The sequence below is a fragment of the Winogradskyella marina genome (genome assembly GCF_015645385.1).
Lineage (GTDB): Bacteria > Bacteroidota > Bacteroidia > Flavobacteriales > Flavobacteriaceae > Winogradskyella > Winogradskyella marina.
Genome location: NZ_JADOET010000001.1, coordinates 158,748 through 177,879, shown reverse-complemented (window position 1 = coordinate 177,879; position 19,132 = coordinate 158,748). Strand labels below are relative to the sequence as shown.

Genomic DNA, 19,132 nt, shown 5'->3' with positions numbered 1-19,132 from the left:
GGCTAAATTAACCAACCATGAAAGACAAGCCTAACTATTTTGAAGTTAATAGAGCTACTTGGAACAAAAAAGTAGCCATACATGCACATAGTGATATGTATAATTTAGAGGCTTTTAAAAAGGGGAAAACATCATTGATGCCTTATGAATTGAAGGCTTTAGGTGATGTAAAAGGTAAATCGTTACTGCATTTACAATGTCATTTTGGTCAAGATACCCTGAGTTGGAGTAGAATGGGCGCAAAGTGTGTAGGTGTAGATTTAAGTGATGAAGGTGTAAAATTAGCCCAACAATTAAATAAAGAATTACAGCTTGATGCTGAGTTTGTGTGTTGTAATGTTTTAGATACTTCAGAACATATTAAGGAAACGTTCGATATTGTATTTACAAGTTACGGAACCATTGGTTGGTTACCTGATTTAAAACCTTGGGCAAAAATGATTGCTGAACGTTTAAAAGTTGGTGGGATGTTTTATATTGTAGAATTTCACCCTATCGCTTGGATGTTTGATTATACAAATGGCAAAGCCGAAATGAAATATCATTACAGTCAAGATGAGGTGATTTATGAGGAGTATGAAGGGACTTATGCTAATCAAACTTCAAAAATGGTGAGTAAGGAATATGGTTGGAATCATGGATTAAGCGACGTTGTTAATGCTCTAATTGAAGCCGGATTACAAATCGATTACCTCAATGAATATGATGAAAGTCCATATGATGTGTTTCCAGATTTAATAAGAACGGAAGCAGGAATGTATACCATTAAGAATCAATTGTTTCCAATAATTTTTGAGTTGAAGGCAACAAAATTATAAAAACAAACCTGTCAAGTTTTAAAAACCTGATAGGGCTATTACGGTTATATTAATGCTTCTCATCATCCTTTAACAATTCAGGAAATTTAGCTTTAAATCGGTTTAGCCTTGGAATAGATACATTTCTAATGTAACCATTATTGGGGTTTCTACGCTCATAATTTTGATGGTAATCTTCACCAACCCAAAACTTTTGAAATGGATATACTTCAGCAGCAATAGTTGCATCTAAGCTTTTAGATAGTGCTGCTTTTTTTTCTTCAATGATTTTCTTTTGTTCCTCGTTTTGATAAAAGATAATAGAACGATATTGTGAGCCATGATCTGGACCTTGACCGTTTACTTGAGTTGGGTTTTGAGATCCAAAATACACATCGACTAAGGTCGAAAAACTAACCACTTCAGGGTCGTAAATAATTTCGACAGCTTCGGCATGTCCTGTTCGTCCTGTGTTGCTTTGTTCGTAGGTTGGGTTTTCTGTAAATCCACCTGCATATCCTGAAATAGATTCTTCAACACCTTTCACGCTTTCGTAAATGGCTTCAACACACCAAAAACAACCACTTGCAAAATATGCTCTGGCTTTGCCATCTTTTAATGGAACTACAACAGGTTCTGCATCAATAACAGCTTGTTGTTTAGGATTTGTTTGTGCTTGGTTATGGCAATTGAATAATACAGTAAGTGCAATTATGCTGAGCAATTTTTTCATTTATGTTGAGTTTGTTTCAGGGTCTTATTCATTACAACCCTGAGTTTGATTTTTTTTTTTTTTAATAGTCGTAATAAGATACAAATCCTTAAAGCCAACTATTCTAAAATTAACATAAATAAAAAAAGCCCTTGCAAATGCAAAGGCTTAGATATATTATGTATTGAATGCTTACTTACTAAGTTTAGTAAATAATTTATTCATTTTTACTTTTTCTTCTTCTGCTAAATCAGCATCTACAAGAATACGACCACTATGTTCGTCAGTAATTACTTTTTTACGAGAAGCAATTTCTACTTGTATTTGAGGTGGAATCGTAAAGAAAGAACCACCAGAAGCACCACGCTCAATAGCAACAACAGCTAAACCATTTTTAACGTTGTTTCTAATTCTGAGGTATGCTTTAACTAAACGGTCATCAATTTTCTTTTGATACTTTTCAGATTCGTTGTTAAGAGCTTCTTCTTCTTTTTCAGTTTCCTTTAAGATTTCGTTAAGCTCACCTTTTTTGTGCTTTAAGTGTGCAGTACGATCTTTTAAACGCTCTTTAGTTTCAGAAATAACTTCTTTTTTCTGCTCTATCTGAACTTTAAATTCTTTAATGTGCTTTTCTGCCAATTGAATTTCTAACTCTTGAAATTCAACTTCTTTAGTTAGTGAGTTGTATTCTCTGTTATTTCTAACATTTTTCTGCTGCTCACTATATTTTTTGATTAAAGTCTTAGCTTCTTCGATTAAGTTTTTCTTAGCCTTAATCTCTTCATCAATAATAGTTAGGCTATCATTTAGCTTATCCATTCTTAAGTTAAGCCCTTCAACTTCGTCTTCTAAATCTCTAACTTCTAATGGAAGTTCTCCTCTGACATTTCTTATTTCGTCTACTCTAGAGTCAATTAATTGTAAATCATATAGTGTTCTTAATCGCTCTTCAACAGAAACTTCAGCTTTTTTTGCCATAATTATAAATACTTTATCGGATTTGTATTTGTCTTTGATAAAATGATTGCAAAATTAGTGATTTTTTTTGAGAGATAGTCTACTAAAAACGATTTTGTGAACTGTTCGCTTTCATAATGTCCAATATCTGCCAAAATAAGGTCGTTTTCGGCTCTAAAAAAATCATGATATTTTAAGTCGGCTGTGACTAAAATATCAGCATTGGCCGCTTTTGCAGCCGAAATAGCAAAACTACCTGAGCCACCTAAAACCGCAATGCGTTTAATCGGTTTATTTAATGATTTTGAATACCTAATACAATCTGTATTCATTTTGTTTTTTATAAAATTAAGACAATCCTCTGTATTCATAGCGTCATTTAGCTCGCCAATCATACCTATACCGATATGTTGATTGGTGTTTTCTAAGGTCGAAATTTCATAAGCAACTTCTTCATAAGGATGTGCATCAAAAAGCGCTTGTAATAGGTTTGGTTCTAAATGTTTTTTGAAAGTTACAGAAATGGCGACTTCTTTTTCAGTATGTAACTCACCTTTTGTACCAATAACAGGATTAGAATTTTCATTTCCTAAGTAAGTACCTTCTCCTTCAACATTAAAACTACACGATTCGTAATTGCCAATATTTCCTGCTCCAGCATTAAACAAGGCCGTTCTTAAGGCTTCTGCATTTACTTTTGGAACATAGGTTTGTAATTTTTTAATGGTACCAGATTGTGGTATGAGAATCTTTTTATTCGTTAATCCTAATTGATCACATATAATAGAATTAACCCCTTGAAACGCATTGTCTAAAGCCGTATGAATAGAAAATATAGCAATATTATGTTGAATCGCTTTTATAACCACACGCTCTACATATGTTTTTCCGGTTAATTTTTTTAAGCCTGAAAAGATAATAGGGTGGAAGCTTACAATAAGATTGCAATTAGTCTCAATAGCTTCATCAACAACAGTTTCGAGTGTATCTAATGTCACAAGAATACCTGAAACCTCTTGATTTTTATCTCCAACTAAAAGTCCTACGTTGTCAAAATCTTCAGCATAAGCTAAAGGTGCTAAGTTGTGCAAGTGATTAATTACGTCTTGTATAATCATAAGTGTATATTTGTTTCAAAAATAATATAATTTAGTAACCGTGAAGATTATCCGCATCATATTGTTTCCTATTGTGCCAATTTATTACCTAATCACTAGGTTACGTAATTGGTTGTACGATGTTGGAGTAAAACCGTCTCAGTCATATGATTTTCCTGTGATTTGCGTTGGAAACCTTAGTACAGGTGGAACGGGAAAAACACCAATGATAGAGTATTTAATTCGCTTGTTAAAAGACGAGAAATCACTGGCCACATTAAGCAGAGGTTATAAGCGTAAAACGAATGGTTTTATTTTAGCAGACGACAAGGCAAATGCAGATACTATTGGCGACGAACCTTTTCAGTTTCATAGAAAATTTAATGACCTTACTGTTGCAGTTGATGCTGATAGGCAAAATGGAATTGCAGAACTTATGACCTTAGATGATCAGCCCGATGTTATTTTATTGGATGATGCTTTTCAACACAGAAAAGTAAAGGCAGGATTCAATATTCTGTTAACCGCATATAACAACCTTTATTATAAAGATATTGTGTTGCCATCGGGTAATTTAAGAGAGCCAAGGTCTGGTGCAAACCGCGCAGATTTAATTGTGGTCACAAAGTGTCATAAAGATATTTCGGCTGCAGAAAAGATTAAAATTGCTTCTAAGTTACGTATTAAAGATAATCAGGCAGTATTTTTTAGTTATGTTGATTATGCTAAAAATGTAGTATCAGAATCAGCTGCTTTAGAGCTAAGTACACTACCAAAATTTACTTTAGTTACAGGAATAGCTAATGCACAACCATTGGTTCGTTTTTTAGTAGAAAAAGGCTTAAAGTTTGATCATTTGGAATTTGGTGATCATTATAATTTTAGAGCGTCTGATATTGAAAAATTGAATTCAAAATCATTGATAATTACAACTGAAAAAGATTATGTAAGATTAAGCAGTTATGGAAGTTTAAAAGATAAGTTGTTCTTTTTACCTATTGAATTAAAAATAGATAATGCGGCACAATTTAATGCAGCCGTTAAAGCGTTTGTTAACTAAAGAAACTAGAGACTATCTTTTCTCCAGAAAGTGCTGCGTGTAATTTGTCTTCAAAATCTTCTTGCTTGAATGGTTTAGAAATAATATCGTCAAAACCAGCGTCACCAAACTCATGCATTTTATCTTCTAACGTTACAGCTGTTAGGGCAAATATGGTGAGTTCTTTATCGAAAGTTCTAATGATTTTTGTGGCTTCTAATCCACTTATACCTGGCATATGAATATCCATTAAAACGACATCGTATGTTGTGTTCTGCACTTGTTCAACTGCAGCTTCACCATTGTCTACAACGTCACAATAAAGATCCATTTTATTCAGAATCTTCTTAGTAATCATTTGATTGATTTTGTTGTCTTCTACAATGAGAATCTTAACCTTGCTTAAATCCAATCCTTCCATCTTATTTGCTTTATTAACTTCTTCTACTTCGGTTTTGTCGACCACTTCATCATACTCTAAAGGAATTTCAAAATAGAATGTTGTGCCTTTACCAAGCTCACTCTTTAAATGAATTGTTCCTTTAAGGATTTGAATTAGTCCTTTTACAATAGATAAACCTAAACCAGTACCTCCATACTTTCTGTTAATCTGTACAGAACCTTGAGAGAAACTCTCAAACATGTGGTCTTGTTTTTCTTTTGTAATACCTATGCCATTATCTTCAATTTCGAAGCGTAGCTTGTACATGTTGTCTTTTAGATCAACTTTACAAGCTCTCACCCAGATGTCTCCATCTTTTGTGAATTTAATAGCATTTCCAAGTAGGTTAATTAAGATTTGGGAAATTTTTAATTGGTCACCAACAAATGTTTCTGGTAACCCTTTTTCATATTCTAAATGAATATTAGTATTCTGATCCTTAGCAGAATTGCTAAGTGCCGAGATAACATTTTCTAATTTGTTTTTAAGATTAAAATGTTCTGGGTCAATTTCAACTTTATTGGCTTCAATTTTATTAATTTGAAGAATATCGTTGATAAAGGTTAATAGGTAATCTCCAGAAAACTTTAAGGATTTTAAGTGTGGCACTTGATGTTCTTTTGGATCTTCATCCAATAACATATTAGTAAGTCCTGTTACAGCATACAACGGTGTACGCAACTCATGTGTAACGGTAGATAAGAAGTTAGCTTTTGTTTTAGAGGCTAATTCTGCTTTTTCTTTTGCAACAATAAGTTCATCATTCTTTTTGTGAAGCATAGTGTTGGTGTTCAACCTAATATTATTGTTTTTATACAGCGATAAGGTTAACAACGATAAAATTGTTATTAATGCAATACTTAATATTGTAGTTATTCTGGTAAATGCACTTTCTGCACTTACTTCGTCTATTTGTGCTTTTAACTGCGCATTTTCGGCATCCTTGTAATTGCTGATAGATTCACCAGATATACTTGTTGTTATATTTTCTCGTTTTACATTTAGTATAGAGTCTGATAAATGAATATGCTTTTTAATGTATTCATGAGCACTTTTATAGCTTCCATTTTGTTCGTGAATATCACTTAAGGTTACAAAGGCTTCATTTATATTTTCTATTAACTTTTGTGACTGTGCAATAGTTAAACCTTCTTCCGTTTGTGCTAAAGCTATTTTTGTATTATGAAGTGCACTATATACTTTTCCGCTTTGAATCAAAGCACTACTCAGACGACGCTTTTGGTCGTACTTCTTAGCTATTATTATGGTTCTTTCGAGCTTTGATTTAGCATCTTCATAATTTTTTTGTGCAATAAGAGCTTTAGCTTCGTTCAGTGTAACTTCTGAGACATATTCTTCTAAATCTACTTGCTCAAAAAGGTTTCTTGCCGATTTGAAATACACTAAAGCTTTGTCGTATTCTTGTTTTGTACTTAAAATGACGCCTTTTATATTATAGGTAATGGCAAGATTGCCATAATCATCAATTTCGCGTTGAATTTTTATTGCTTTACTAAGAGAAATCGTAGCTTGATCTTCCTCTCCAACTAAAAACTGAACTTTGGCGATTTTGGTATGCGTTTTACCTTGGCTAGATTTATCGTCAATTGTTACTGCAATATCTAAGGCTTTTACAAGGTTGTCTTTAGCACTATAATACTTGCCTCGATCACTGTCTAATTTTGCTTGATTTATATGTTCATTAAGCCTCAAAGACAGAATGTCTTCATCTTCTACACTGGCTTCTTGTGCAAAAATAAGACTACAAAAACATGCTAAAAAAACAAATATGTAATATTTGATCTGGGACATTCAGCTCACTTTAGGTTTGAACAAATATAATTATTTATTCGATAAAAGTGATTGTTTGTTCGATAAATCGCAAATTAAATCTAAAATTCTTGAACTATAACCAGTTTCATTATCGTACCAACCGACTATTTTTACCATGTTTCCTATAACAGAAGTCATTTGCGCATCAAAGATACATGAGCTTGGGTTTCCAACAATATCTATAGATACAATTGGGTCTTCGGTATATTCAATAATTCCTTTTAGGCCATTATTGGCTGCATTTTTAAATATTTCGTTAACTTTTTTAATCGTTGTTGGTTGTTCAACATTTATTGTAATGTCTGTTAATGAGCCGTTTGCAACAGGAACTCTAATGCCACAACCACCTATAACATCAGATAAATCAGGAAATATTTTTGTCAATGCTTTTGCTGCTCCTGTTGTAGTTGGCACAATAGATTGTCCTGCAGCTCTTGCACGTCTTAAATCTTTATGAGGTTGATCGTGCAGACTTTGATCTGTTGTGTAAGAATGAATAGTTGTTATGTAGGCTTGTTTAATGCCAAGATGTTCTTTTATTAATGCAATCATTGGTGCTGCATTATTAGTTGTACAAGAAGCGTTTGACAATATGGTTTCTGTACCATCTATAGTTTGATCGTTAACGCCTAATACAATAGTTTTAATATCGTCTTCTAACGGCGGAACAGATAAAATAACGCGTTTTGCTCCATTTGTAATATGGTGTTGAAGTTCTGCTTTGGTTTTGAACTTTCCTGTGGATTCTATTACAAAATCGGGTTGTACTTGCGACCAATTAATATTTTTGGGATGTGATTCTCCATATAGAGGAATGGGGTCTCCATTAACAATTAAATGATGTTCGTCGAAAGAAATGGTGTCTGTTAAAACGCCATGAATACTATCATATTTTAATAAATGACTTAAAGTTCTGGTATCAGCCAAATCATTTATTCCAACGACACGAATTTGTGGATGCTTTAAAGCTAGTCTAAATACACGTCGGCCAATTCTGCCAAATCCGTTTATGGCTATAGTTATCATTAGTTAATATGTTTTTGTGCTTTGTACGAAGATCTAACTAATGCACTACTTTCTACATGTCTAAAGCCTAGTTCTAAACCAATAGCTTTATATTCATCAAACTGATCAGGGTTTATAAATTGCTTTACAGGTAAGTGCTTTTTGCTCGGTTGTAAATACTGACCAATCGTAACAACGTCGACATCATGAGCTCTTAAATCGTGAAGTGTTTGAATGACTTCTTCGCGTTCTTCTCCCAAACCCAACATAATACCAGATTTAGTTCTGCGTTGCCCTTGTGCTTTTAAGTATTTTAAAACGCCTAGACTACGATCGTACTTTGCTTGTATTCTCACCTCTCGGGTTAATCTTCTCACGGTTTCAATATTATGAGATACTACTTCTGGCGCGACATCAATAATCCGGTCAATGTGTTTTTCAACACCTTGAAAATCTGGAATAAGTGTTTCAAGCGTGGTTTCAGGATTCATCCGTCTTACAGCTTTTACGGTTTCTGCCCACATAATGCTTCCCATGTCTTTTAAGTCATCTCTATCAACACTGGTTAAAACAGCATGTTTAATTTGCATTAGTTTTATGGACCGAGCCACTTTTTCTGGTTCATCCCAATCAACTGTTTCTGGTCGACCTGTTTTTACACCACAAAATCCACAAGAACGTGTACATACATTTCCTAAAATCATAAACGTAGCTGTACCTTCGCCCCAGCATTCTCCCATATTAGGACAACTTCCCGACGTACAAATTGTATTTAATTTATACTTGTCAACTAAGGTTCTAAGTTCTGTATATTTTTTGCCTGTAGGTAATTTTACTCTTAACCATTTTGGCTTTCTTTCTGGTAAAATATTTGAAGCAACTTTCGTTTCCATGCAATTATCAATTTCAAGTCACAAAGATACAAAGTAAATAATAAAGATAGGTTATTGAATTGAGAGATGCCAGATGCTAAAGCCACTGATAAAAATGATTTTTAGCCTGGATAAAATATGAAGTTTTAAACGAGGTCTCTTGCTTTTTGGGGTGTATTTACCAGAAATTAATGTATAGTTGATAATGGCAAAAAAGGTGTTGAAGAAATAAATCGATAGTCGCAATGTTAATCAATAAACCCATTTACGGAGCAAATGCCAAATAGATTATTTGGTACGGATTGTTAAGATTAAAATCTGCTCTAACTCTTGTAAATTCTACTAAGTACGAAACACCAATTACAACAGCGGCAAATAATAAACGGAGACCTAGTTTTTGAAAGTTGAAGACATTAGCTTTTAACTATAATTTCGGCTAATAATTTCTTGGCTCTCAAAAGTTTTACTTTCACGTTGTTAATGGGCTCGTTAAGCTCAATAGATATTTCTTTGTAACTCAATTCTTGAAAATACCGTAAATTAATAATTTCCTGATAATGTGGTTTTAATTTTTTGATGTCACGTAAAAGATTTGCAAGGTTTTGCTCAGTGATAATCTTATCTTCAGGTGTAGGTGAATTGTCAACAATATCTAAATAACGGTATTCGTTGTCCTTAGAGGTGTTGTTAATTGTGTTTTTCTGTTTTCTAACTAGATCAATATGAATATTTTTTGAAATAGTAATCAACCATGTTTTAAACTTATAAGCGTCATTATAGGTGTCAATCTTATCGAATGCTTTAGAAAATGTCTGTATGGTAATGTCTTCAGCATCATTTTCATTCATGGTACGTTTAAGTTGAAACGCATAAACATCACTCCAATATGTGTCTAGCAAAAAATTGAATGCTATTTGATTATTGTTTTTCGCTTTATTTATGGCTTCTTTTACTTCCAATGCTTTGGCTTAGATATCAGATTAGCTATAAAGATACTTAATTGTGTAGTAATGAGAAATAATTCTAAAATTGGCATAAATAGAATGAGGTCTGATTCTTTAAACTTTTTTGCGGTAAACCCAAAGCATAACCATTGAATTATAAAGCGTAAACTAATTAATGCAACAATCCAAGGCCATGAAAACCCTATAATTAGTAAAGAACTACCTAAAATCCAAAATAGTAAATTGGTAATATAAAATAGCCCTAATAAATATTGATGCTTTAATTTGTAAAATTTAGCGGTACTAATATGTCTTCGTTTTTGAAGAATCCATGCTTTAAAAGATGTTTTCGGTTCTGAAATTGTAAAACTGTCATTTGTAAAACAAATTGATGTGTTAGACGCATTTGCGACTTCATTTATAAATAAATCATCATCACCAGATTTGATAGACATATGGTTGTTAAAACCATTATTATTGAAAAACAACTCTTTTCTATAAGCCATATTACGACCAACTCCCATATATGGTATTCCCATTTTGGTATAGGAGAAATACTGTAAGGCTGTCATTACAGTTTCAAATCTTATAAGCTTATTTAAGATTGAAAACTTCTTTTTAGAATAAGCTCCATAACCTAAAACAATAGAATTTTCATTTGAAAAATGACTGCTTATTTGTGCCAACCATTGATCAGAATTCGGTGAACAATCGGCATCTGTAAACACTAAAAAATCATGTTTAGAAGCTTTTATGCCTAAAGTAAGTGCGTATTTTTTATTTCCCCAAAAAGCTTCATTAGATTTTACATCAACAAGTTTAATGTTGGTGTTTTCCGCATCAAAAGATTTCATTGTTTCTAATGTGTCGTCGTACGAACTATCGTTGACTAAAACAATTTCGAAATTTGAATAAGCTTGGCTTAATATGGACGGAATATTTTTCTTTAGATTCTCAGATTCATTTTTAGCACAGATAATTATAGATATTGGGATGTGCTTTTTTAGTCGTGTTTCGGCACGTTTAATACTAAAAGAAAATAGAAAACTAAGGTAATATGTTATTTGAATACTAACAACTGCAATAAATGCATAAAATAGCATTGAGGGAAATACCATTAATGCTTATGAATGTTGAGGTTCGCTACAGTCTTTATATTCTTCTGGTGATTTTCCGCAAAACCCACAAGCTTCACCTTCTTTATTAAGCATAGGGTTTTGGCTTGCACAAGTACCTGCAAATTTACCGTCTTTTTTTGCCCATATTTTAATGGCTATTCCGGCCACTGCAAGAGCTAATAATCCTAATGTAAGTAGTAGTAATTTCATCTGTTTTTGTCTGTTATTTTTTAATTGCCAGATGGAACATCTATAACAATTCCTTTAGTAAACAAGTATTGAATGTTAAGATGTTTCACTTAAATGGAATGCAAAGATAGTGCTTTTACATTTATTTTCTTACTCATTTCGATGTGACTTAACTTGTTGATTATGTGTCATACTGCTAATACATATTTTTACTAACTAATTAATTTAAGAATTATGAAAAAATTATTCGCAGAGTTCTTCGGAACGTTTTGGCTTGTATTTGGAGGTTGTGGTAGTGCAATTTTTGCTGCAGGATTTCCTGAATTAGGAATTGGATTTCTAGGAGTTGCTTTGGCATTTGGTCTTACAGTATTAACAATGGCTTTTGCTGTAGGTCACATTTCAGGTGGTCATTTTAATCCGGCTGTATCTATTGGGCTTTGGGCTGGAGGAAAGTTTGAAGCTAAAGATTTATTGGGATATATTATTGCTCAAGTTATTGGAGCTGTTGCAGCTGCAGGTGTGCTATATCTTATAGTTTCTGGTAAAGCAGATTTTAATGGAGTAGGAGGATTTGCTGCTAATGGCTATGATAATTTGTCGCCAGGAGGATTTAGTATGATGTCTGCATTAGTCGCTGAAGTGGTTTTAACGGCATTCTTTTTAATTGTTATTTTAGGTAGTACAAACGTTAGAGCTCCTAAAGGTTTCGCTCCTATTGCTATTGGATTAGCCTTAACCTTAATTCACTTAATTAGTATTCCTATTACAAATACATCTGTAAATCCGGCAAGATCATTAAGTCAGGCTATATTTGCAGAAGGAGCGTATATGTCTCAAGTATGGTTGTTTTGGGTAGCTCCTATAGTGGGTGCTGTTATTGGTGGTATTATCCATAAATCATTTTTTGAAAAAGAGTAAACTTTTTTAAATTTCAAGTATAAAAAAAGAGGCACAGTTTAAACTGTGCCTCTTTTTTTTATGGTAATTACCTTATTGCTTATCTTTTAATGAAATTTCAGCAACTTCTGTGTCATTTTCTTTGGCATTGTCTTTTTTGCCAATTTTAATACTAAGTGCTAATGCATCTTCCATATAAGGGATCTGCTTTAACTTACGGTCAGATTCATCTAAAATACCTAGATTAACCATTCTATCTTGCAACTCAGCCCAAATTTGGTACTCCTGCTCTTTTGGTAATTGAGGTAAAGTAATTACATCAATCATAGAGGTTTTCTCAATAGGGTTAATGTAGGCTACCGTTTTAAGATTCTTAGCACGATCGTTACCGTTAATAACATACTTCTTAGAATCTGGATTGTTGAGTTTTAGCAACTCTCTAGATAATTCATCTAATTTTGAATTGTTATTTTCAATATCGCTGCGTAAGTCATAAATCTCATCAACTACAACATTGTTTTCGCTATTCAATTCAATGTTTTTTTGATAGAGCATAAACGAAGTCGCTGCAAATAAAATAGCTGCTGCACTTGCTGCAATACTGTACCAAGGTGTTTTTCTGTCTTGTACTAACTGAATTACTTTAGTGTCATTTGTTTCTTCTAAGGCGTCTAAAATGTCTTCTAAACTATTCTTTGGTACATCTACAGCACCTGCTTTTGCAATAATCTCTAAATTATCTTGAAGCTTTTCATAAGCCTGAGCTGCTTCTGGATACTTAGAAATGAAGTGTTCTACTTCTTTGGATTCTTCCAAAGAAATGTCTCCAACCAAATACTTATTAAGTAGGTCAGAATTTAAAAAGTGTTGTAATTTTTTTTCCATGATCAAATAATTTATGGATTGTAAACCTTTTTCAGTTCTCTTAATCCTATTTTTAATCTAGACTTAACTGTGCCAAGTGGAATATCTAATTCGTCGCTGGCTTCTTGTTGCGTCATCCCTTGAAAAAACAAGGCATCTAACACAATTTGATATTTTTCTTCTAGTCTCCCAACATGTTCTTTGATGTCCATGACATCTTGGTTAAAGTTTGTTGTTGGTAATATATATACGTTAGAAGTGTCAATTTGGACTTCTTTATGGTATCGGTTATTAAAACTACGCAGTTTATCAATGGCTGTATTTCTAGCAATACGAAATAACCAAGTAAAGAGTTTAGCTTTGGAAGCATCGTACTTTGAAGCGTTTTTCCACACTTTTACAAAGGTTTCTTGTAACGCGTCTTGTGCAACTTCTTCATTCACTGTTATTTTTAAAATAACACCATAAAGACTATTGGAATAATTGTCATAAAGCAAATTCAAAGCGCGTTTATCTCCTTGTTGGAGATATTCAATGATTTTTTTTTCTGTAGGTGTTATACTCAAAGTGTTAAAGTATTGTTTTTTGTAGGTTAAATAGTCTAAATCAGGTTTCTGAACGTAAATATACTTAAATACACCATATAGGTGCTTAATATATACTATTAGAATGATTTTTTCTTCATAAGAGGTTGATTAATAGCATTTTCAAAAGAATTATTCTAAATTCAAAAGTCACAATTCAAAATTGTGACTTTTGCTTTATATAATATTTACTTCAGTTTCTATTCTAATATTAAATATTCGTTTTACTGTTTTTTGAATTAATTGTGCTAAGTCAAAAATTTCCTTCCCGCTGGCATTGCCGTAATTAACTAAAACTAAGGCTTGTTTATTGTGGACACCATAATCATTAAATCGCTTTCCTTTAAATCCAGCTTTTTCAATAAGCCATCCTGCAGGTACTTTTATAGCTTCATCTGATATTTTATAAGAAGGCACATCTGGAAAATTGCATTCTAATTCACTAAATTCTTCAGCCGAAATAATAGGGTTTTTAAAAAAACTACCACTATTACCAATCTCATTTGGGTCTGGCAGTTTACTTTGTCTAATAGCAATTACAGCATTTGAAACGTCTTGAATCGTTGGTGCTTTTATACTATTAGCATCTAATTCGTTTCTTATAACACCATAATCCGTGTGTAATTGATGTTTGGTCTTGGTAAGTTTAAGGTTAACACTTGTAATGATGTATTGATTTTTTAAGCCTTGTTTAAAAATAGACTCTCTATAGCCAAAGTTGCAATCAGAATTTGTAAATGTTTTTACGGACTGATCATCGATTTTTATGGCTTCACAACTCACAAAAACATCTTTAAGCTCAACTCCATATGCCCCAATATTTTGAATAGGAGCTGTACCTATATTACCAGGAATTAAAGATAAATTTTCAATACCTCCATAATTGTGTTCCAAACACCAAAGGACAAAATTATGCCAGTTTTCACCAGCCATTGCTTTAATAATAACTGAGTTATCAGTGTCACTAACGATTTCTATGCCTTTTAGGTTAATATGAAGCACCAAGGCTTCAATATCTTTAGTTAATAACATATTGCTTCCTCCACCTAAAACAAATAATGGCGTTTTGTAATGCTTTTTTAAAACATTATAAAGCGTGTCAAGGTCGTTAATATCACAATAAGACTGCGCCTTAGCATCGATACCAAAAGTGTTAAACGACTTTAGAGAAGCATTGTTAATAATAGTCATTAGTCTTTATATGCCTTTAATGCTTTTTCTAGAATATTTACGGCAATTGTTAAACTCTCATTATTTAACACATAAGCGATTCGTATTTGGTTGAGTCCAACACCAGGAGTAGAATAAAACCCAGCAGCAGGAGCTACCATTACGGTATTGCCGTTATCATCAAAGGATTCTAATAGCCACTTTGCAAAATTATCAGAGTTTTTAACCGGTAATTCTGCAATACAGTAAAACGCTCCATTAGGTTTAGCGACTTTTACACCTTCAATTTTTTCTAAGGCCGAAATTACTGTGTTTCTACGTTTTACATATTCTTCTTTTACATCATCAAAATAACTTTGAGGCGTGTCTAAAGCAGCTTCGCTTGCAATTTGTGCTAAAGTCGGTGGACTCAATCTTGCTTGAGCAAATTTTAAAGCTGTTTTTATGAAGTCTTTATTTTTCGATACTAAATAACCAATACGTGCACCACACATACTATAACGTTTCGATACGGAATCAATAACTATAGCGTGTTCTTCTAATCCTGGCTCTTGGAGAACAGAATAATGTTCAATGCCATCGTAAACAAACTCTCTATAAACTTCGTCAGCTATTAAAAATAAATCGTGCTTTTTAACTATAGCAGCAAGTTGTTTTATTTCTTCCTTAGAATATAAATATCCAGTTGGATTACCTGGATTACAAATTAAAATAGCCTTTGTTTTTGGCGTTATTAATTTTTCAAACTCATCAATTGGAGGCAGTGCAAAATTATCTTCAATTTTAGAAATTACAGGCACAACATTCACACCAGAAGCTGTTGAAAACCCATTGTAATTAGCATAAAAAGGCTCAGGAATTATAACTTCGTCACCGACGTCCATAATGCTACCAAAAGCAAATAAAAGAGCTTCACTTCCTCCTGTGGTTACAATAATGTCGTCATGCGAAACCGAAATAGAATTGCGTTTGTAATAATCTGCAATTTTTATTCTGTAGCTTTCAGAACCTTCAGATCTACTATATGCTAATGTTTCTATAGTTGCATTTTTAATAGCATCGAGAGCTACTTGCGGAGTTTTTATATCTGGTTGACCTATGTTTAGGTAGTAAATGTTTTTTCCTTTTTTTTGAGCTTCTTCTGCGTAAGGAACCAATTTTCTAATTGGTGATTCTGGCATCTGGATGCCTTTGTTTGATATTGTTGGCATGTGGTATTAGTTTTAAATTGCTAAGTTCTGAAAATTCTTAAGGTTAATAGAAAAAATACATAAAAAAATGAGCTCTCAAATTGAAAGCTCATCTTTTATCTATTATTAATATACTAGATTATTGCTCAAGCATACTTTTACTTTTCTTTTCTAAAACACTAGTCTTATTAGGGTCAACTACTAATCCTTTTATTTTTAATGCTACTGTTGGTGTTTCAGCATTAGAAAAAACAGTAATTGTCTTTCTAATAGGGTTGACTCTTTTTGTGTCGTATTTTACTTCGATTTCCCCTGTTTCACCTGGCATAATTGGTCCTTTAGGTTTTTTAGGTACTGTACAACCGCAAGTCGATTTTACATTAGAGATAACCAAAGGAGCATCACCTGTATTGGTAAACTCAAATGTTCTTACTCCATCAGCACCTTTTTCAATGGTACCGTAGTCTATAACATCTGTCTTAAACTCTATTTTTGCAACTTTCTCTTGTGCAAAAGCACCAACGCTCATTAGTCCTACAAATAATACTGCTATTAAATTTTTCATCATTTTATTTTTAAAATTGATAATTCAAAACTACTTACTTTTTCCTTTCAATCAAAATTTATTAGATGTAATACACTCCATTTAACAGAAATTTTGGCTTATTACCTCACATTCTTACACTAATAATTTTTCGAAAAAGGAATTATAAGTACTTTTGCTCGTTATAATCTAAGTATTACAAAAACAATACCAAAATATGGAAATTCCATCTAAATATAATGCATCTTCAGTTGAAAATAAATGGTACAACTACTGGATGCAGCACAATTATTTTCACTCTACACCAGACGAAAGAGAACCATACACCATTGTAATTCCTCCACCAAATGTAACTGGAGTGTTACACATGGGACATATGTTGAATAACACGATTCAAGATGTTTTAATTCGTCGTGCACGTTTATTGGGTAAAAATGCGTGTTGGGTTCCTGGTACGGATCATGCTTCAATTGCCACAGAAGCTAAGGTTGTTGCCAAGTTGAAGGAACAAGGTATTGATAAAAATGATTTGTCGCGTGCAGAATTTTTAGAGCATGCATGGGAATGGACTGATGAATATGGAGGAGTCATCTTAGAGCAACTTAAAAAATTAGGCTGTTCTTGTGATTGGGATCGTACGAAGTTTACAATGGATGACGATATGTCTGAAGCGGTAATAAAGGTATTTGTAGATTTATATAACAAAGGCCTTATTTATAGAGGTTACCGAATGGTTAACTGGGATCCTGAAGCTAAAACGACCTTATCAGACGAGGAAGTCATTCATGTAGAAAAACAAGGCTTATTATATTATTTAGAATATAAAGTTGAAGGAAGCGATGAAAAATTAACCATAGCAACTACACGACCAGAAACCATTTTTGGTGATACAGCGATTTGTATCAACCCAAATGATGAACGATTCACGCATTTAAAAGGTAAAAAAGCGATTGTTCCTATTTGTGGACGTGTTATTCCTATTATTGAAGATGAGTATGTCGATATTGAATTTGGAACTGGTTGTCTTAAAGTAACTCCTGCTCACGATGAAAATGATAAAGTTTTAGGGGATAGACACCAACTAGAAGTGGTTGATATTTTTAATGCTGATGCGAGTTTGAATAGTTTCGGAATGCATTACGAAGGTCAAGATCGTTTTGTCGTAAGAAAAGGAATCGTTAAAGAATTAGAAGAAGCTGGTATTTTGGTTAAAACTGAGAGCCACGTTAATAAAGTCGGAACTTCTGAACGTACAAAAGCAGTAATCGAACCGAGATTAAGCGACCAATGGTTCTTAAAAATGGAAGATTTAGCCAAACCAGCTATTGATGCCGTTTTAAAAACAGGTGATGTAAAATTGTTTCCTAAGAAATTTGAAAATACGTACAGACATTGGATGGAGAATATTCGCGATTGGAATATCTCACGTCAGTTACTTTGGGGACAACAAATTCCTGCGTATTTCTATGGCGATGGGAAAGAAGATTTTGTGGTTGCAGAAAGTATTGAGGAAGCGATTAAGCTTGCAAGAGTAAAAACTTCTAACTCCGAGCTTCAAGCTTCAGACTTAACTCAAGACACAGACGCACTAGATACTTGGTTTAGTTCATGGCTATGGCCAATGAGCGTGTTCGATGGTATTAGAAACCCTGAAAATGAAGAAATAAAATATTATTATCCAACAAACGATTTAGTAACTGGACCAGATATTTTATTTTTCTGGGTAGCGCGAATGATTATTGCTGGTTATGAATATAAAGACGAAAGGCCTTTTGAAAATGTGTATTTAACAGGGTTAGTTAGAGATAAGCAAAGACGAAAAATGTCTAAATCTCTTGGTAATTCACCCGATGCTTTAAAACTTATTGAAGAATATACAGCGGATGGAGTACGAGTAGGGTTACTATTAAGTTCTGCTGCCGGAAACGATTTAATGTTTGATGAAGCCTTATGTCAACAAGGTAAAGGTTTTGGTCATAAAATATGGAATGCTTTTCAGTTAACGAATCTTTGGGAGGTAGCAGATATTGAACAACCAAACTCTAGTAAGATTGCTTTAGAATGGTACGAAGCTAAATTTCAGTCTGTACTGGTAGAAATAGAAGATCATTTTAGTAAATACAGACTAAGTGATGCACTAATGTCAATTTACAAGTTGATTTACGATGATTTTTGTGGTTGGATGTTAGAAATGGTAAAACCGGCTTATCAACAACCTATAGATAGAACAACCTATGAGAAAGTGATGTCTATTTTTGAAGATAATTTAAAAATAGTTCACCCTTTTATGCCCTTCTTAACGGAAGATATATGGCAATATATTAAAGAGCGTTCTCCAGAAGATGCCTTAATTGTTGCAAAGTGGCCAGAAGCAAAACCGATTAATACCACATTAATATCAGAGTTTGATTTTGCATCAGAGGTAATTTCAGGAATTAGAAACATTAGAAAACAAAAGAACATAGCGTTTAAGGATGCCATTGGATTTTCAGTGGTTAATAACGAAAATGCATCTACTACGTTTGATGCTGTAATTGCTAAACTAGGTAACTTAGAAAGCTTTGATTATGTGAAGGAACCTGTAGAAGGTGCTTTAACCTATCGCGTAAAATCGAATGAGTATTTTATTCCGATGGAAGGTAGTATAGATGTTGAGGCTGAGATTACAAAACTAACGGAAGAATTAAAATATACAGAAGGGTTCTTAAAATCAGTTCAAAAGAAATTGTCTAACGAGCGTTTCGTAGCAGGAGCACCGGAGCAAGTTGTAGCTGCTGAAAAGAAAAAAGAAGCAGATGCCTTAGCTAAGATTGAAACAATTCAAGCGAGTTTAACAAGTTTGAAGTAGAATATTTAATTCCAAACCTACTAGGTT

At 33.1% G+C, this 19,132-nt stretch carries 18 protein-coding genes; 4 read left to right on the top strand and 14 right to left on the bottom strand.

Annotated elements, in window-relative coordinates; all coding sequences use genetic code 11:
* Nucleotides 1–17 precede the first annotated feature (17 nt).
* Nucleotides 18–818 (top strand): class I SAM-dependent methyltransferase, encoded by an 801-nt coding sequence (locus ITJ86_RS00845; protein WP_195869708.1) that lies wholly within the window; start codon nucleotides 18–20, stop codon nucleotides 816–818.
* A gap of 49 nt (nucleotides 819–867) precedes the next feature.
* Here ITJ86_RS00845 and msrA read toward each other — a convergent pair whose 3' ends face one another.
* From msrA to ITJ86_RS00830, 3 genes are all read right to left on the bottom strand, one after another.
* Complete coding sequence (gene msrA, locus ITJ86_RS00840) at nucleotides 868–1,530, bottom strand: peptide-methionine (S)-S-oxide reductase MsrA (protein WP_195869707.1); 663 nt, start codon at nucleotides 1,528–1,530, stop codon at nucleotides 868–870.
* Nucleotides 1,531–1,701: 171 nt separating this feature from the next.
* Nucleotides 1,702–2,487 carry a zinc ribbon domain-containing protein gene (locus ITJ86_RS00835; RefSeq protein WP_195869706.1) on the bottom strand — a complete coding sequence of 262 codons (786 nt, stop codon included), beginning with the start codon at nucleotides 2,485–2,487 and terminating at the stop codon, nucleotides 1,702–1,704.
* A 2-nt stretch (nucleotides 2,488–2,489) separates the two neighbouring features.
* Complete coding sequence (locus ITJ86_RS00830; RefSeq protein ID WP_195869705.1) at nucleotides 2,490–3,584, bottom strand: Nif3-like dinuclear metal center hexameric protein; 1,095 nt, start codon at nucleotides 3,582–3,584, stop codon at nucleotides 2,490–2,492.
* Between the two features lie 40 nt (nucleotides 3,585–3,624).
* Here ITJ86_RS00830 and lpxK point away from each other — a divergent pair, with 40 nt between their 5' ends.
* Nucleotides 3,625–4,623, top strand: coding sequence for a tetraacyldisaccharide 4'-kinase (gene lpxK, locus ITJ86_RS00825; protein WP_195869704.1), 999 nt, complete (start codon nucleotides 3,625–3,627; stop codon nucleotides 4,621–4,623).
* Here lpxK and ITJ86_RS00820 read toward each other — a convergent pair.
* From ITJ86_RS00820 to ITJ86_RS00795, 6 genes are all read right to left on the bottom strand, one after another.
* Nucleotides 4,616–6,856, bottom strand: coding sequence for an ATP-binding protein (locus ITJ86_RS00820; RefSeq protein ID WP_195869703.1), 2,241 nt, complete (start codon nucleotides 6,854–6,856; stop codon nucleotides 4,616–4,618). The genes lpxK and ITJ86_RS00820 overlap by 8 nt on opposite strands.
* Nucleotides 6,857–6,886: 30 nt before the next feature.
* Nucleotides 6,887–7,903: a type I glyceraldehyde-3-phosphate dehydrogenase gene (gene gap, locus ITJ86_RS00815; RefSeq protein WP_195869702.1), complete on the bottom strand. Its 1,017-nt coding sequence runs from the start codon at nucleotides 7,901–7,903 to the stop codon at nucleotides 6,887–6,889.
* Nucleotides 7,903–8,775: a lipoyl synthase gene (gene lipA, locus ITJ86_RS00810; RefSeq protein ID WP_195869701.1), complete on the bottom strand. Its 873-nt coding sequence runs from the start codon at nucleotides 8,773–8,775 to the stop codon at nucleotides 7,903–7,905. The genes gap and lipA overlap by 1 nt, the downstream gene beginning before the upstream one ends.
* A gap of 392 nt (nucleotides 8,776–9,167) precedes the next feature.
* Nucleotides 9,168–9,713, bottom strand: coding sequence for an RNA polymerase sigma factor (locus ITJ86_RS00805; RefSeq protein WP_195869700.1), 546 nt, complete (start codon nucleotides 9,711–9,713; stop codon nucleotides 9,168–9,170).
* Nucleotides 9,704–10,816 carry a glycosyltransferase gene (locus ITJ86_RS00800; protein WP_195869699.1) on the bottom strand — a complete coding sequence of 371 codons (1,113 nt, stop codon included), beginning with the start codon at nucleotides 10,814–10,816 and terminating at the stop codon, nucleotides 9,704–9,706. The genes ITJ86_RS00805 and ITJ86_RS00800 overlap by 10 nt, the downstream gene beginning before the upstream one ends.
* A 6-nt stretch (nucleotides 10,817–10,822) precedes the next feature.
* Nucleotides 10,823–11,026 (bottom strand): membrane or secreted protein, encoded by a 204-nt coding sequence (locus ITJ86_RS00795; RefSeq protein ID WP_178983597.1) that lies wholly within the window; start codon nucleotides 11,024–11,026, stop codon nucleotides 10,823–10,825.
* Between the two features lie 213 nt (nucleotides 11,027–11,239).
* Between ITJ86_RS00795 and aqpZ the strand changes: the two genes are divergently transcribed.
* Nucleotides 11,240–11,926, top strand: coding sequence for an aquaporin Z (aqpZ, locus tag ITJ86_RS00790; RefSeq protein ID WP_195869698.1), 687 nt, complete (start codon nucleotides 11,240–11,242; stop codon nucleotides 11,924–11,926).
* A 72-nt stretch (nucleotides 11,927–11,998) separates the two neighbouring features.
* Here the strand turns inward: aqpZ and ITJ86_RS00785 are convergent, their stop codons facing one another.
* The 5 genes from ITJ86_RS00785 to ITJ86_RS00765 all read right to left on the bottom strand — a co-directional run bounded on the left by ITJ86_RS00785 (nucleotide 11,999) and on the right by ITJ86_RS00765 (nucleotide 16,278).
* Nucleotides 11,999–12,790 carry an RNA polymerase subunit sigma-70 gene (locus ITJ86_RS00785; protein WP_195869697.1) on the bottom strand — a complete coding sequence of 264 codons (792 nt, stop codon included), beginning with the start codon at nucleotides 12,788–12,790 and terminating at the stop codon, nucleotides 11,999–12,001.
* An 11-nt stretch (nucleotides 12,791–12,801) separates the two neighbouring features.
* On the bottom strand, nucleotides 12,802–13,335 hold the full coding sequence (locus tag ITJ86_RS00780; protein WP_195869696.1) for an RNA polymerase sigma factor: 534 nt from the start codon (nucleotides 13,333–13,335) through the stop codon (nucleotides 12,802–12,804).
* A gap of 195 nt (nucleotides 13,336–13,530) precedes the next feature.
* Nucleotides 13,531–14,544 (bottom strand): UDP-N-acetylmuramate dehydrogenase, encoded by a 1,014-nt coding sequence (murB, locus tag ITJ86_RS00775; RefSeq protein ID WP_195869695.1) that lies wholly within the window; start codon nucleotides 14,542–14,544, stop codon nucleotides 13,531–13,533.
* The gene (locus ITJ86_RS00770) at nucleotides 14,544–15,734 is read right to left on the bottom strand and encodes a pyridoxal phosphate-dependent aminotransferase (RefSeq protein ID WP_195869694.1); all 1,191 of its coding nucleotides are present in this window, start codon (nucleotides 15,732–15,734) and stop codon (nucleotides 14,544–14,546) included. Before ITJ86_RS00770 ends, murB begins: the two co-directional genes overlap by 1 nt.
* Before the next feature lie 118 nt (nucleotides 15,735–15,852).
* Complete coding sequence (locus tag ITJ86_RS00765) at nucleotides 15,853–16,278, bottom strand: DUF1573 domain-containing protein (protein WP_195869693.1); 426 nt, start codon at nucleotides 16,276–16,278, stop codon at nucleotides 15,853–15,855.
* Between the two features lie 196 nt (nucleotides 16,279–16,474).
* Between ITJ86_RS00765 and ITJ86_RS00760 the strand changes: the two genes are divergently transcribed.
* Nucleotides 16,475–19,105, top strand: coding sequence for a valine--tRNA ligase (locus ITJ86_RS00760; RefSeq protein ID WP_195869692.1), 2,631 nt, complete (start codon nucleotides 16,475–16,477; stop codon nucleotides 19,103–19,105).
* The last annotated feature ends 27 nt before the right edge of the window (nucleotides 19,106–19,132 follow it).